The organism is Thermoactinospora rubra (assembly GCF_002093975.1).
Lineage (GTDB): Bacteria > Actinomycetota > Actinomycetes > Streptosporangiales > Streptosporangiaceae > Nonomuraea > Nonomuraea rubra_A.
The window spans coordinates 164,390-178,864 of the sequence record NZ_KZ084325.1; the positions used below are offsets into that span (position 1 = coordinate 164,390).

The 14,475-nt window shown below is 71.4% G+C and carries 8 protein-coding genes; 5 read left to right on the forward strand and 3 right to left on the reverse strand.

Going from position 1 to position 14,475, the window contains the following annotated elements:
• Window positions 1-20: 20 nt before the first annotated feature.
• Window positions 21-3,434: a M28 family peptidase gene (locus BSB02_RS03320; protein WP_240506148.1), complete on the reverse strand. Its 3,414-nt coding sequence runs from the start codon at window positions 3,432-3,434 to the stop codon at window positions 21-23.
• Window positions 3,435-3,692: 258 nt separating this feature from the next.
• Here BSB02_RS03320 and BSB02_RS03325 point away from each other — a divergent pair, with 258 nt between their 5' ends.
• The 3 genes from BSB02_RS03325 (at window position 3,693) to BSB02_RS40445 (ending at window position 5,313) form a co-directional block, all read left to right on the forward strand.
• Entirely contained in the window at window positions 3,693-4,652 is a 960-nt protein-coding gene (locus tag BSB02_RS03325; RefSeq protein ID WP_158088542.1) for an AraC-like ligand-binding domain-containing protein, read from the forward strand.
• A 113-nt stretch (window positions 4,653-4,765) separates the two neighbouring features.
• Window positions 4,766-5,155 carry a VOC family protein gene (locus tag BSB02_RS03330; RefSeq protein WP_084956605.1) on the forward strand — a complete coding sequence of 130 codons (390 nt, stop codon included), beginning with the start codon at window positions 4,766-4,768 and terminating at the stop codon, window positions 5,153-5,155.
• Window positions 5,152-5,313, forward strand: coding sequence for a hypothetical protein (locus tag BSB02_RS40445; protein ID WP_158088543.1), 162 nt, complete (start codon window positions 5,152-5,154; stop codon window positions 5,311-5,313). Before BSB02_RS03330 ends, BSB02_RS40445 begins: the two co-directional genes overlap by 4 nt.
• 71 nt (window positions 5,314-5,384) lie before the next feature.
• On the opposite strand, the gene dnaE is transcribed toward BSB02_RS40445, so the two are convergent.
• A complete protein-coding gene (gene dnaE / locus BSB02_RS03335; protein ID WP_084956607.1) occupies window positions 5,385-10,073 on the reverse strand; it encodes a DNA polymerase III subunit alpha in 4,689 nt (1,562 codons plus the stop codon).
• Between the two features lie 191 nt (window positions 10,074-10,264).
• On the opposite strand from dnaE, the gene BSB02_RS03340 reads away from it, so the two are divergent.
• Window positions 10,265-11,368 carry an SGNH/GDSL hydrolase family protein gene (locus BSB02_RS03340; protein WP_143590191.1) on the forward strand — a complete coding sequence of 368 codons (1,104 nt, stop codon included), beginning with the start codon at window positions 10,265-10,267 and terminating at the stop codon, window positions 11,366-11,368.
• A gap of 3 nt (window positions 11,369-11,371) precedes the next feature.
• On the opposite strand, the gene BSB02_RS43260 is transcribed toward BSB02_RS03340, so the two are convergent.
• Window positions 11,372-12,211: a chorismate mutase gene (locus BSB02_RS43260; RefSeq protein ID WP_084956611.1), complete on the reverse strand. Its 840-nt coding sequence runs from the start codon at window positions 12,209-12,211 to the stop codon at window positions 11,372-11,374.
• Between the two features lie 309 nt (window positions 12,212-12,520).
• Between BSB02_RS43260 and BSB02_RS03350 the strand changes: the two genes are divergently transcribed.
• Entirely contained in the window at window positions 12,521-14,470 is a 1,950-nt protein-coding gene (locus BSB02_RS03350; protein WP_158088544.1) for a serine/threonine-protein kinase, read from the forward strand.
• The last annotated feature ends 5 nt before the right edge of the window (window positions 14,471-14,475 follow it).

A 14,475-nucleotide genomic window follows, 5' to 3' on the forward strand; every position in this document is an offset into this window, starting at 1 on the left:
ACGCTCCAGCCGGTGACGCTCTAGACGGTGACGCTCCACCAGTCCAGGACGCCGGTGTCGTTGGCGTAGACGTCCTCGACGTACAGCGCCCAGGTGCCGGCCGCCTGCTGGTTCACTGGGACGTTCCACGTCCGGGTGCCGAAGACGCTGCACGAGCTGCCGCCCGCCGCCCTGACCTGGTACCAGGTGCCGTTCGGGCCGCGCAGCCAGATGTCGAGGTCCTCGATGCAGGTGTGGTTGCTGGTCACCGTCACCTTGACCGGCGAGACCGCCGGACCGGTCGCGGTGGAGGTGATCGGCGACTGGATCCAGCTGTAGTCGTCGATCCGGTAGTCGGTGTCGTTGCGGAAGGTGCGTCCCGGGCTGGTGGACTGCACCGTCAGCGCGAACACCGTGGTGTGCGCGCCGGTCTCGCCGGTGCCCGTGACCGTCACCTGGTAGGTGCCCGCCGGGGTCGAACCCGAGGTGGCGATGGTCAGCGTCGAGGAGTTGCCCGAGGTCACGCCGGCCGGGTTGAACGTGGCCGTCGCGCCGGTGGGCAGGCCGGAGGCGCTGAGATTCACCGTCTGCGGGGTGCCCGCGGTCGTCTGGGTGACGATCTGGGTGGTGGCCTGCTGGCCCGCGGTCACGGTGCCGGAGGACGGGTTGGCCGCGAGGGAGAAGTCACGCGAGGAGCTGCTGCCCACCGCGAGCTTCCAGATCGCGTACGCCGAGGCGTCGGCCGCCCGGTCCAGGATCGTGTCGCTGATGTTGGAGGTGGTGTCGCACGAGCGGTGGTAGCACGGGTCGTAGGCGCGCCCCGCCGTACCTCCCCACTTGGCCGCCTGGGCGGCGGTCTTGGTGTAGCTGGCGCCCGCGGCCACGCCGGAGGTCGGGATGCCCGCGGCGCGGAAGGAGGCGTCGTCGGAGCGGCCCGCGCCCTCGGTGTTCTCCTCCGGCTGGAGGTTCAGCGCGTCGTAGAACGCCTTCAGGTGCTGGGCGGCCGTGCTGTTGATGTTGTTGATGAAGTAGCCGCCGTTGGGCGAGCCGACCATGTCGTAGTTGTGGTAGACCTGGATCGCGTTGCGCTCGGCCTGCGACAGGGAGGCGACGTAGCCCTCGGACCCGTTGAGGCCCTGCTCCTCGTCGCTCCACCAGCCGAACCTGACGTGCTTGGCCATGGCCGGGTTCTTGGCCGCCAGCGTCAGGGCGACCTCCAGCAGCGCCGCCGAGCCGGAGGCGTTGTCGTTGATGCCCGGTCCGGCCGAGACGCTGTCGAGGTGGGCGCCGGCCATGACGACCTGGCCCGGGTCACCGCCCGGCCAGTCGGCGATCAGGTTGGGGCCCGCGCCGGAGCTGCAGGTGGAGCCGCAGTTCTGGCGCCGCACGGTGTAGCCGGCGGCCTGCAGCTTCTGCTCGATGTAGGAGACCGACGCGGTGTAGCCGGGTCCGGTCGACCTGCGGTTGCCGCCGTTGTTGGTGGCGATGGTCTGGAACTGCTGCAGGTGCGCCTTGACGCTTGCCAGGCTGATGTCCGGCGGGTCGGACGGGCCGGGGCCGCCGCCGCCCACGGTGAGCGTGAAGGTGGCGGTGTGCGTGGCCGTCTGGCCGGTGCCGGTCACGGTGACCGTGTAGGTGCCGCGCGGCGTGGAGGCCGAGGTGGCGATCGTGAGCGTCGAGGAGTTGCCCGAGGTCACGCCGGCGGGGTTGAACGTGGCCGTCGCGCCGCCGGGCAGGCCGGAGGCGCTCAGGCTCACCGTCTGCGGGTTGCCGGCCGTGGTCTGGGTGCCCACCGTGGTCGTCGCCGGCTGGCCCGGCTCCACCGTGCCCGAGGTGGGGCTGACGGACATCGAGAAGTCCTGCGTCGGCGTGCTGCAGGCCGGCTCGCCGGACTGCGCCGGGACGCTCACCGCGTTCCAGGCGGCCTTGGTGGTGGCGCACTCGACGCCGGTGGCGCCGTACAGCTCCACCGCGGCGGCCAGGCTCGCGGTCCGCACGTTCACGTAGCGCCAGGTGGAGGTCTTCCGCGCCAGCGCGCCCATGAAGATCTTGCCGGCCTTCTCGATGCCGATGCCGGTCACCGAGGACGGGCCGCCCGTGCAGATGGGGCTGGAGGGCTTGCCGCCGCCCGGGTTGGACCCCTCGGCCAGCAGGTAGAACCAGTGGTTGAGCGGGCCGGCCGCCGCGTGCACCTCTGTGCTGGGGATGGAGCTGGAGTAGCAGTTCGGGTCGCCGGCCCGGCTCGGGTTGTACATGTAGCGGATCGGGCCGTCGCCGACGAGGTTGACCTCCTCGCCGACCTCGTAGTCCGGCGGGTCGCCCGGGTTGGCGGCGTAGTGCTCGGTGAGCGCGCCGAAGATGTCGCCGGTGCCCTCGTTGATGCCGCCGTTCTCGTTGCCCGAGCCCGCGCCGCCCGGCGTGGTCTGGAAGATGGCGTGGCCGAACTCGTGCGCCACCACGTCGATCGGCGTGGCCTGCCGCTGGTTGTCCTGCGAGTGGCCGAAGTTGGTGTAGCTGCCGTTCCAGTAGGCGTTGACGGCGTTCAGGCCCACCCTGGCCGGGAAGCCGCGGCCCTGGCCGTCGATGCCGTTGCGGCCCAGCCACTCGCGCAGCATGTTCCACTGGCGCTGCACGCCGTACAGGGCGTCCACGCAGGCGGTCTCCAGGTTGGTGCCCGAGCCGTTGCCCCAGGCGTCGTCCGTGCCGGTGTACGGCTGGCCGTTCTGCCCGCCGCACTGGATGCCGGGGCGGGAGGTGTCGACCATGCGGTAGGTGCCGGCGGACTGGCTGGTGTCGATGGTGACGTTCCCGTTGTAGTAGCCCTGGCCGGTGCCCGCCCGGACCTCGTCGTAGGAGTCGGCGACCGCGCCGGTCCTGGCGTCGACGAAGACGTGCTTCTTGCTGGGGTTGCCGTCGGCCAGGCCGGAGACCACCACCTCCCAGGCGAGCCTGGGCCGCCCGCCCCAGGCCAGGACCACCAGGCGCGGGGGCTCCGCGCCGTCGGCCTGGCTCAGCTGGGACCTGGCCGTCTCGGTGGCCCGCTCGGCGCTCACCCGGGCGCGGGTGCTCAGGCCCGCCGGCGCGGGGCCGGAGGCCGCGGCGGTGTCGCGCACGTGCCCCTGGGAGTCGGTCACCACGACCGCGTCGCCGCCCACCACCGGCAGGCCCTTGTAGGTGCGGTCGTAGGAGACGTAGAACATGCCGCCGGCGCCCGGTGTGACGGACTTGCGCCAGAAGGTCTCGTCGGGGCCCTTGCGGAGGTCGTCCAGGCCGCTGGAGACCGCCTGGTCGGCCGCCTGGGCGGCGAGGGCGGCCGGGTCGCCCGAGGCCGCCTGCGACGGCTGGGGGTCGCCCGGTGGGACGGCCGCCGCCGGGGCCGGTAAGAGGGGTAACAGGGTGAGGGTGGCCGCGGTGCTCATGGCCGCGACAGCCGCGAGGAGGGATCTGCGTCTCACTCGCCAGCTCCTTTCGCTGTCCTCCCGCACCAGTCCGCCTGGTGGGCGGGCGGGCGCGGGAGTTTTGGGGGGTGTCGAGAGGATCTCGTGGCGGGTTGACAGTAGGACCTCACTGACAGGCAGAACATCCGTAGGGGTATCGGTAGGGGTACGGAATAACGGGATTCGGGGGCCATCGCCCCGCCGTACCGGAGGACTCCCGGCGGGCCTCGTGCGGGGCGGATCGACGCCGATACCATGGCGCGGGACGGTGATCGCATGGCGTTGCTGATCCGCGCATCCGACGTGCCCGCCGCGTCGCGCCACGACGCCTGGCGCGCCGTCGTCTGCGACACCCTGGGCCCGCTCGACCTGCGCATCGACCCCGGCACGCCGCTGCGGGGGCAGATCGAGGCCGGCCGGCTGGGCGCGGTGAGCGTCGGCCGGGTCCGCACCAGCACCCCGCACAGCGTGCACCGCACGCCCGGGCTCATCCGGCGCGACAGCCCGGAGCTGTACCGGATCGTGCTCGCGGTGTCCGGCAGCCCGCTGCTCGCGCAGGACGGGCGCGAGACCCAGCTCAAGCCCGGCGAGTTCGCGCTCTACGACTTCACCCGGCCCTACGACCTGGCCTACGACGCGCCCGTGCACCTGGCCGTGTTCGGCTTCCCGCGCGACGCGCTGGCCCTCCCCCTCGACCGGGTCCGCGGCCTGACCGCCGTGCCGATCGCCCCCGGCGCGGGAACGGCCGCCCTGGCCGCCCCGCTCCTGCGCCGCGTGGCCGGCGACCTGGAGACCTACCAGCCCGCCAGCGCCGCCCGCCTGTCCGGCGTCGTCATGGACCTGATCACCGCGGCAATCGCCGAGCGCGCCGAGCAGGCCGAGGCGGTCTCCGAGGACAGCCGCCGCCAGGTCCTGCTCCTGCGCGTCCACGCCTTCATCGAGCAGCACCTGGGCGACGCCGGCCTCGATCCGGGCGTCGTGGCGGACGCGCACCACATCTCGGTGCGGTACCTGCACCGGCTCTTCGAGGGCGAGCAGACCACCGTCGCCGCCTGGATCCGCGCCCGCCGCCTCGAACGCTGCCGCCAGGACCTGGCCGACCCGGCGCTGCGCACCGTCCCCGTCAGCTCCGTCGCCGCCCGCTGGGGCCTGCCCGACGCCGCCCACTTCTCGCGCCTGTTCCGGCAGGCGTACGGCATGCCGCCCGCCGAGTACCGCCGCGCACACGCCCGCTGAAGGAGTGCGCGCATCGTCAAGCGGCCCGGCACGGGGATGCAAGACCCGCGGGTGGCCTGTCGCGCACACTCAAGGAGTCGCGAACGACCACCCCGGATCTGAAGGAGACCACGATGTCGCACACGCTCTTCGTCAACCTGCCCACCAAGGACCTGGAGCGGGCGAAGGCCTTCTTCGCCGAGCTGGGGCTGCAGTCCTTCGGCATGACCGACGACATGGCCTCGATCATCATCAACGACCGCACCCAGGTGATGCTGCTGGCGGAGCCGACGTTCGCCGGATACGCGCGCAACGCCGTCGCCGACCCCACGGCGGCGACGCAGGTGATCCTGGTCATCGCGGCCGACGACCGAGAGGGCGTCGACCGGCTGGCGGACAAGGCGCTCGCGGCGGGCGCGAAGCCGGTCGGGGAGCCGCGCGAGGCGGACGGCCGCTACCAGCGCGGGTTCACCGACCTGGACGGGCACCACTGGGAGGTGCTGTGCCTGGTGCAGCCGTCATGACCGCGCCCTTGAAGGCCGGCCCGGCGGCGAGCGGCGCGGTCGCCTCGGCGGTTCCGGACGCCGTCCACCGGGTCCTCCCCGGCCAGACCCACAACGTCAGCCCGGACGCCCTGGCGCCGGAGCTTTTAGAGTTCTTCGCCGCCCACTGGGAGTCGTGAGCTTCCGGCCTGCGGTGGTGCGGGCACGGATCGCTCCTTCGCGGGCGACCGGCGGCATCCGCGCCGGCCGGTCACCCGCCCAGGCAGGCGGGCCCGAGCAGCTGCTTCAGGTCGCCCATCAGCGCCGGGGAAGGCGTGACCCGGTAGCGGTCCTCCACCCGCATGACCGTCGTCTTCGGCCCGTTGTGCACCTGGAGATGCACCTCCGAGGTGCCCGGGTGGGTGGTGAGGATCTCCTTCAGCCGGGAGACGACCGGCGGCGTGCACCGCTGCAACGGCAGCGAGACCACCAGGGGCCCGCCCGCCTCGACGGTCAGATCGGGCGCCGTGACCTCCATGGCGATGATCTTGGCGACCTCCTCCCGCTTGTCGATGCGTCCCTTGACGAAGACGATCGCGTCCTCCGCCAGGATGGTGGAGCACAGCTGGTAGGTGGACGGGAAGATCATGACCTCGATGGCGCCCTCGAGGTCCTCCAGCTGGGTAAGCACCCAGGTGTCGCCCTTCTTGGTGACCTTGCGCTGCAGGCCCGACAGGATGCCGCCCACGGTGACGATCTGGCCGTCGACGCGCGTCTCGTCCTGGAGCGCGGCGATCGAGCAGTCGGCTCCGGCCGACAGGATGTGCTCGACGCCCAGCAGCGGGTGGTCGGAGACGTACAGGCCCAGCATCTCCCGCTCGAACTGCAGCAGCGTGCTCTTGTCCCACTCGCCGACCGGGATCTGCACGTCGAATGTCTGGTCCTCGCCGCCCTCGACGGCGCCGAAGAGCGAGTCTTGCCCGATGGCCTCGTTCTTCTTGATGTCGATGATCGCGTCGACGGCCTGCTCGTGCACCATGACCAGGCCCTTGCGGACGTGGCCGAGCGAGTCGAAGGCGCCCGCCTTGATCAGCGACTCGATGACGCGCTTGTTGCAGACGATCGCCGGGACCTTGCGCAGGAAGTCCTTGAAGTCGGAGAAGCGGCCCTTCTCCTTGCGCGCGGTGATGATGCCGTCGACGACGTTGCCGCCGACGTTGCGGATGGCCGACAGGCCGAAGCGGATGTCGGAGCCGCGCGGAGTGAAGTCGAAGTCGGAGTCGTTGACGTCGGGCGGCAGGACCTTGATGCCCATCCGGCGGCACTCGTTGAGATACAGCGCCGACTTGTCCTTGTCGTCCTTGACCGAGGTCAGCAGGGCGGCCATGTACTCGGCCGGGTAGTTGGCCTTCAGGTAGGCGGTCCAGTAGGCGACCAGGCCGTATCCGGCGGTGTGGGCCTTGTTGAAGGCGTAGTCGGAGAAGGGCAGCAGGATGTCCCACAGGGCCTTGACGGCCGCGTCGGAGAAGCCGTTGTCCTTCATGCCCTTTTCGAAGAACTCGAACTGCTTGTCCAGCTCGGCCTTCTTCTTCTTGCCCATCGCGCGCCGCAGCAGGTCGGCGCCGCCGAGGGTGTAGTTGGCCACCTTCTGGGCGATGGCCATGACCTGCTCCTGATAGACGATCAGGCCGTAGGTCGTGTCGAGGATCTCCTTGAGCGGCTCCTCCAGCTCCGGGTGGATCGGGGTGATCTCCTGCTGGCCGTTCTTGCGCAGCGCGTAGTTGGTGTGCGAGTTGGCGCCCATCGGGCCCGGCCGATACAGCGCCAGGGCCGCGGAGATGTCCTCGAAGTTGTCGGGGCGCATCATGCGCATGAGCGTGCGCATGCCGCCGCCGTCGAGCTGGAACACGCCCAGGGTGTCGCCGCGGGCCAGCAGCTCGTAGGTCTTCTTGTCGTCCAGCGGCAGGGCCAGCAGGTCGATCTTCTGGCCCGTGTTGAGCTCGATCATCTTCAGGCAGTCGTCGATGATCGTGAGGTTGCGCAGGCCCAGGAAGTCCATCTTCAGCAGGCCGAGCGCCTCGCAGGTCGGGTAGTCGAACTGCGTGATGATCGCGCCGTCGGAGTCGCGGCGCATGATCGGGATGTAGTCGGTCAGCGGCTCGGCGGACATGATGACGCCCGCGGCGTGCACGCCGGTCTGCCGGATCAGGCCCTCCAGGCCGCGCCCGAGGTCGATCGTGGCCTTGACGTCGACGTCCTCTTCGTACAGCTTGCGCAGCTCGCCCGCCTCGTTGTAGCGCGGGTGCTCGGGGTCGAAGATGCCCGACAGCGGGATGTCCTTGCCCATCACGGCGGGCGGGAACGCCTTGGAGATGCGGTCGCCCAGGGCGTACGGGTATCCCAGCACGCGCCCGGCGTCCTTGACGGCGGCCTTGGCCTTGATGGTGCCGAACGTGGCGATCATGGCGACCTTGTCGGCGCCCCACTTCTCGGTCACGTAGCGGATCACGTCGGCGCGCCGGCGCTCGTCGAAGTCGATGTCGATGTCGGGCATCGAGACGCGCTCGGGGTTGAGGAAGCGCTCGAAGATCAGGCCGTGGGGGATCGGGTCGAGGTCGGTGATGCCCAGCGCGTAGGCCACCAGCGAGCCGGCCGCCGAGCCACGGCCCGGCCCGACGCGGATGCCGTTGTTCTTGGCCCACATGATGAAGTCGGACACGACCAGGAAGTAGCTGGGGAAGCCCATCTGGACGATGACCGCGATCTCGTTCTCGACCCAGGCGCGGTGCTCCTCGTCCACCCCGTCGGGGAAGCGCCGCCGCATGCCCTCCCACACCTGCCGGCGGAAGTACTCCTCCTCCGTCATCCCCTCGGGGACGGGGAAGGTCGGCATGAGGTTCTTGTGCTCGAAGAAGCCGGCCGGGTCGACCTTCTCGGCGACCAGCAGCGTGTTGCGGCAGCCCTCCTGCCACAGGTCGGAGGAGTCGATGCCGCGCATCTCGTCGGCGGTCTTGATGTAGTAGCCGGTGCCGTCGAAGCGGAAGCGGTCGGGGTCGGACAGCTGCTTGCCGGTCTGAATGCACAGCAGGGCGTCGTGGGAGGCGGCGTCGGACTCGTAGGTGTAGTGCGAGTCGTTGGTGACCAGCGGCGGGATGCCCAGCTCCTTGCTGATGCGGGTCAGCCCGTCGCGGACCCGGCGCTCGATGTCGAGCCCGTGGTCCATGATCTCCAGGAAGTAGTTGTCCTTGCCGAAGATCTCCTGGTATCTCGCCGCGGCCTTGACCGCCTCGTCGTACTGCCCCAGCCGCAGCCTGGTCTGCACCTCGCCCGACGGGCAGCCCGTGGTGGCCATGAGGCCCTCGGCGTGCTCGGCGAGGATCTCGGCGTCCATGCGTGGCCACTTGCGCACGAAGCCCTCGGTGTAGGCGCGCGAGGACAGCTTCATCAGGTTGTGCAGGCCGGTCTTGTTGCGCGCCCAGATCGTCATGTGGGTGTAGTAGCCGCCGGCGGAGACGTCGTCGCTCTTCTGGTGCGGCTCGCCCCACAGCACCGGCCTCTTGTTGTGCCGGGTCTCGGGCGCGACGTAGGCCTCGCAGTTGTGCAGAATGAAGTCGGAGATGTAGGAGTTGTCCTCCTCCACCTCGAAGTTGAAGACCTCGCAGTCAAGTTCGACCCGCTCGACATCCGCGACCGGCCGGTAAATGTAACGCTCGTCGCCGAGTGTCCGGGAGTAGGCGCGCTCGGGCTGGTAGGCCACCTGGTACCAGCGGTACTCGCGCTCGGAGTCGCCTTGCGGGAAGCGCCCCTTCTCTGTCCCGCTTGAGACGACTGCCCAATGACCGAGATCAGCCAAAAGGGTGCGGATGCCCCACGCGAGCGAACGCGAGGCGACCTTCACGTCCCGGCGACCGGAGGGATTGGACACGCGGAGGGGATTGCGCCCGTCTCCGTCAAGGAAGCCCTCCAGGAACGCCGACCTGAATTCCACGGGCCCGTTCAGGACGCAAGACGGCACCTGCTTGTCGCGGGCTCCCGCGCCGACAAGCGACTTGAGCAGGTGGGCCAGCGGGACGTTGCACGCACGGAGCTCCTGGCTCCCCTTTGCGGCTCGCACCTCGGTCTGCACGGCCACGCCGTACTCGCCCAGAATCTGGCGCAGCCGCTCGGCCAGGGTGGTCTCGGTGAGGTTCAGGGTGAACCTGATGCCGCCGTTGAGCTGGCCGCCGACAGTCTGGAGATGGCCTTCGGCCGCGAAGACGCCGAGGAGATAGCCGAAGTCGTGGTCGAGTGGCATCCGGCGGGGTAGCCTCGCCCATCGTTCGTCTGCGCGGCATTTGGCTGCGTAGGAGCGGACGATCCCTCCCTCCGCGCTCTCGGCGAAGGACTCGGGCAAGTGCTCAAGAAGGTCGAGCTCGACGACCTCGGTCGCGAGCCGGGGCAGGCACACCCACGAGTTCCAGCTCTTCGCTCCACCGCGCGCGTTTCGCCTGCCGTACGCGATATCTCCCGGTTTGCGCCAGTCAACAAGCCCGTCGGGAGTGCGGACCAAGACCGGGTGCTCTTCGGTCAGCGTGAGCGTGCGCCCGTAGCGCCCGGCCAGGCTGATGGTGTAAGCCGTGCCTTGATACGGCCTGCGCATGGTGCGCAGGACCTTGCGGAACCGGCCGCGGTGGGTGAGCACCAGATCGCCCACCTCGACGTCCTCGACGTTCTTCACGCCCGCGGCGGTGACGATCTCCTGCCCCGGCAGCAGACAGCCGATGATCGGTTTGACCCCGGCCGCCGTCGCCTGCTTGTAGAAGTCGTAGGCGCCGTGCATGTTGCCGTGGTCGGTGATCGCGATGGCCGGCATGCCGAGCTCGGCCACGACCTTGAACATCTGCTTGAGCCGAGCCGCCCCGTCCAGCATCGAATACTCGGTGTGCACGTGGAGGTGGACGAACGAGTCGCTGGACGTCATGGAGCGGCGACCTCCTCGATCAGGCGGGGAACTGCAGGCTTGAGCCTAGTCCTCCGCACCGACACTCCGGCGCACCGACGCCGTTCGTTGACGATCTGTATGGCGGCTGTCCGGCACGCCGTACAGATCGCCGGATCCTCCGGTGCGGACAGGGTGACCTGACCGTGGAGATCGGGACGAGCCTCCCAGAAGTGGGTATCCTCCCGCACGGACGCGGCACCGAGTCGGGGAGGGCAACGCTGGACGGGGCTCGCGGGGCGCGCAGGCGGACGTTCGAGGCGGTCGTGGCCGGCGCGCTGGGGGTGGTGCTGGCCCTGGCGGGGCTGGGCCTGGGCCTGTTCGACACGGTGGCCTGCAAGGCGATGGACGTGGCCTGCGAGGAGCGCGGCACGCCGCCGCCGCTGCCCAGGTGGCGCGAGCTGACCCCGATGGAGGCGGCCCTGCGCGGCGCCTACGTGGCGCTGGGCGACTCCTACTCCTCCGGCGAGGGCGTCTACGACGAGAAGGACCCGCCCGTCGACCGCGGCGCGGGCCTGTGCCACCGCTCGCGGGGCTCCTACGTGCCGCTCGTGGCGAAGGCGTTCCGCTTCAGCGGCGGCTGGGGGTTCTGGGCGTGCGCGGGCGCCACGACCGAGCAGCTGCTCAGGGGCCAGCACGGGCACCGGCCGCAGATCGACCGGGTCCCCTCCCATGCCAGCCTCGTGACGGTCAGCGTCGGCGGCAACGACGCCGGGTTCGCCGAGGTCCTCAAGGCGTGCATCGTCCGCTTCCCGTGGACGAGCGCGTGCACCGACCAGGAGCCCCAGGTCCTTGGGCGCATCGAGCGGCTCGGCGCGAGCCTGCGGGAGGTCCTGCTGTCCATCAGGGCCAGGGCGCCGCAGGCGCGGATCATCGTGCTGGGCTATCCCCGGCTGTTCCCCGAGCGGCCCGCCGGCGACGTCGACAACCTCTACCCGGGCGACCAGCGCTGGCTCAACCAGGTGGCGCGACGGCTCAACGACGAGCTGGCCGCCGTGGTGGCCCGGGTCGACCGCGCCATCACGGCCGTGGGCGGGCCGGGCAGCGCGGAGTTCGTCGACGCCTACGACGCCTTCGACGGCCACGAGATCGGCACGGCGCAGCCGTACGCCAACGGCCTGGACGTCGACGTCGAGCGGCTGAAGGTCCTCCCGCGCAGCTACCACCCGACGGAGGCGGGCTACCGGCGCTTCGGCGAGCTGGTCACCGCGCAGATCGCCAGGGGCCCGGACCGGCCGTTGCGCAACCTGGTCCAGGAGGCGCCGGCCACGCGGTGAGCGTCAGCGGCGGCGCTCCTCGGCCAGGCGCAGCCCGGCCTCGATGACGGCGTTCATGATCGGGGCGAGCCCGGCCTCGCCCAGGGAGGGGGCGCGGGTGGCCATCGCCTCGACGAGCCGGCGCTCCCGCTCGGGGTCCCGCCCGGCGAAGCCGCCGACCGGCTTGAGCGCCTGGATGCGCACGGCCAGCTCGGCCCGCCGTTCCAGCAGGGTCGCCAGGGCGGCGTCGACGCGGTCGACGGCCTGGCGGCACTCGGCGAGCGTGCCGGGGCGTTCGGGGCGAACCAGGGCGCCGATGAGCGTGGCGGCCTCGCGGGCGGCCAGCACGTCGGCGTCGGCGGCCTCCGGGGCCAGCAGCAGCCCGTCGGCTCCGGCGGCGACGGCGGCCCCCGCCAGCCTGGCGCGGCCCGAGACTTCGGCCAGCACCGGCCGTCCCGACCGCTCTCGCACGGCCCGCAGCAGGCCCAGGTCCAGCGCGTCGTTCTCGCACAGGATCAGCTGGTCGTTGCCCTCGGCCACGCAGGCGTCGGCCACGCCGAGCCATTCGTCCATGGTGGCGCCCGTGCCGCGCTGGAGCACCAGCGGCAGCCCGAGCCGGGCCGCCGCCCGCACCCGCGCCTGGTCGTCCGCCCAGGTGGCGCCCACGATCACACCCGCCGCCCGCGCCGGGATCTCACCACCGCCCGGCTCGACGAGCAGCGGCCGGTCCCCGGGCCCGGCGCCGGTCTCGCCCGCTCTCACCCACGCCGCGTCCCCGCGCTCGCCGCCGAGGACCACCGCGGGCCCCTCGCCGATCCGCAGGCCGCCCAGCGCCACGACACGGCGCTCCAGGGTCGCTGACATCGGCCGCTCCCTTCCCTCGCCCGGCCCCGCGCCCGGAGCCGGCCCTGACGACAAGCATTGACGGCAACAAAAAGGGCAGAGACGCGAGTGGTCCCTGCCTGATGCCGGCTCCAGGTGGTCGCTAGCGCACGACCGGCTCTCCCGGAACCGGCCTGGTAAACGCATAACGACAGGTCATGGTCCATGACCCTACACCGATCCCGCCACTGGGCGGACAGGGTTCTCACATAGCGGACGGCTCGGCGCGCCGGTCGCCGATCACGGATCGCTATGGGAGGATTTCTTGGCCTAGAAAGGGGTTTGTGGCCGTTGAGACACGACGCGGGACGCCGGATCGCCGGTCGATACCACCTCCTGGAGCCCATCGGCAGGGGCGGCATGGGCGTCGTCTGGCGAGCGCACGACGAGCTCCTCGACCGCACCGTCGCGGTCAAGGAAGTCAGGTACAGCTCGGCCCTGGGCGAGGAGGTGCAGCTGCTCAACCGGCGCACCATGCGCGAGGCCAGGGCGGCGGCCAGGTTCGAGCATCCCAACGTCATCGTCGTCTACGACGTGATCGAGGAGGACGACCAGCCGTGGATCGTCATGCAGCTGGTCCCCTCCAAGTCCCTGGGGGCGGTGATCAAACAGGACGGCCCGTTACCACCCGGCCGCGTCGCGGAGATCGGCCTGGCCGTCCTGGAGGCCCTGCACAGCGCCCATGAGGCGGGCGTCCTGCACCGCGACGTGAAGCCGGAGAACGTGCTGCTCGCCGACGACGGCCGCGTCGTGCTCACCGACTTCGGCATCGCCACGCTCGAGACCGAGACGCAGCTGACCATGACCGGCCTGGCCGGGACGCCGGCGTTCATCGCGCCGGAACGGCTGCGCGGCCTGCCCGCCCGCCGCGAGTCGGACCTGTGGGCGCTCGGCGCCACGCTCCACACCGCGGTCGAGGGCCGCGCCCCGCACGAGCGCGGCATGGTCATGGCCACCATGAACGCGGTGCTCAACGAGGATCCCGACCCCGCGCCGCACGCGGGGCCGCTGGCGCCGGTCATCGCCGGGCTGCTGGCCAAGGAGCCCGAGCACCGGCTGACCTACGCCGAGGCGGCCAGGATGCTGCGCGAGATCATCCGGCAGACGCGGGCCGCCGAGGACGGGCCGGACGTCGACGACACCCCGACCGACCCGACGCTGCGTGCCGTACCCGCCGAGGATCCCCGCCCGGCCGCCCGGCCCGAGCGCAGGCCGCGGCTGTGGCGCCGCCCCGCCGCGCCCGCCACGCCTGCCGTGCCCCCAGTGCCCCCTGCGTCGTCCCCTGCGTCCGCCCAGGGGGGCGCGGCGACCCCGCCCGAGACGGGCGCGCGGCTGAGCCCGGACGCCGGAGCCGCCCGCCAGGACAGCCCGCGCCAGGGCGAGCCCGGCGAGACGCCCGAGTCGCCCAAGACACCCGAGACGCCCAAGGCGACGGCCGCCGAGTCCCCCCGGCCGTCGGGCGCGGGCACGCCGCGCACCGTCCCGAGCCCGTCCGCCACGGCCCGGCAGACCGAGCCCTCCACCGAGGGAGAGCCCGCGCCGCGCCGCGTGCTGCCGATGGCCGTCGCCGTGGCCACGGCCATCGCCGTGGTCGCCGGCGTGGGCGGCTGGCTGGGCCTGCGCTCGGCCGCCCAGCAGGAGCGGCCCCAGGACCGCCCCACCGCCACGGGCGCGGCCTCCAGCCCGGCCGCGAGCCAGGCGCCTGCGACCCCGTCCGCCCAGCCCACCACGCCGAGCCCTTCGGCCTCCCCCTCTCCGTCCCCGACGCCGTCGCCGTCGCAGCAGGCCGGCGCCCTGCCGGAGGGCTGGAAGATGTACAAGGACGAGGAGCTGGGCTTCTCCGTCGGCCTGCCGAAGGGCTGGAAGCCGTACAAGCGCAACGGCCCCCAGGTCTACTTCCGCGGCCCCGGCACCGCGCCGAACGCCTTCCTCATGATCGAGGACGGCGGGAAGGCGAAGTCCGACCCCTACGAGGACTGGATCAGGCAGGAGCCCGTACTCAAGCACAACTTCGGCGGCTACAAGAAGCTCCACATCAAGCGGGTCGACTACATGAAGGACGCCGCCGACTGGGAGTTCACCTGGAAGACCAACTCGGGCAAGTGCCGGGTGCGCAACCGCGGCTTCGTCACCGACAACGGCCGCGCCTACGCCCTCTACTGGCACAACCTCGACAGCCGCTGGAAGAAGGACCTGCACTTCTTCGACTCCTTCGCCGCCACGTTCAAACCCGCCGACTAGGTAGG

Bases quoted from the DNA above. Each gene is read 5' to 3' on its own strand.
- BSB02_RS03325 (WP_158088542.1), top strand. From the start codon at position 3,693: ATGGCGTTGCTGATCCGCGCATCCGACGTGCCCGCCGCGTCGCGCCAC.
- BSB02_RS03330 (WP_084956605.1), top strand. From the start codon at position 4,766: ATGTCGCACACGCTCTTCGTCAACCTGCCCACCAAGGACCTGGAGCGG.
- BSB02_RS40445 (WP_158088543.1), top strand. From the start codon at position 5,152: ATGACCGCGCCCTTGAAGGCCGGCCCGGCGGCGAGCGGCGCGGTCGCC.
- dnaE (WP_084956607.1), bottom strand. From the start codon at position 10,073: ATGACGTCCAGCGACTCGTTCGTCCACCTCCACGTGCACACCGAGTAT.
- BSB02_RS43260 (WP_084956611.1), bottom strand. From the start codon at position 12,211: ATGTCAGCGACCCTGGAGCGCCGTGTCGTGGCGCTGGGCGGCCTGCGG.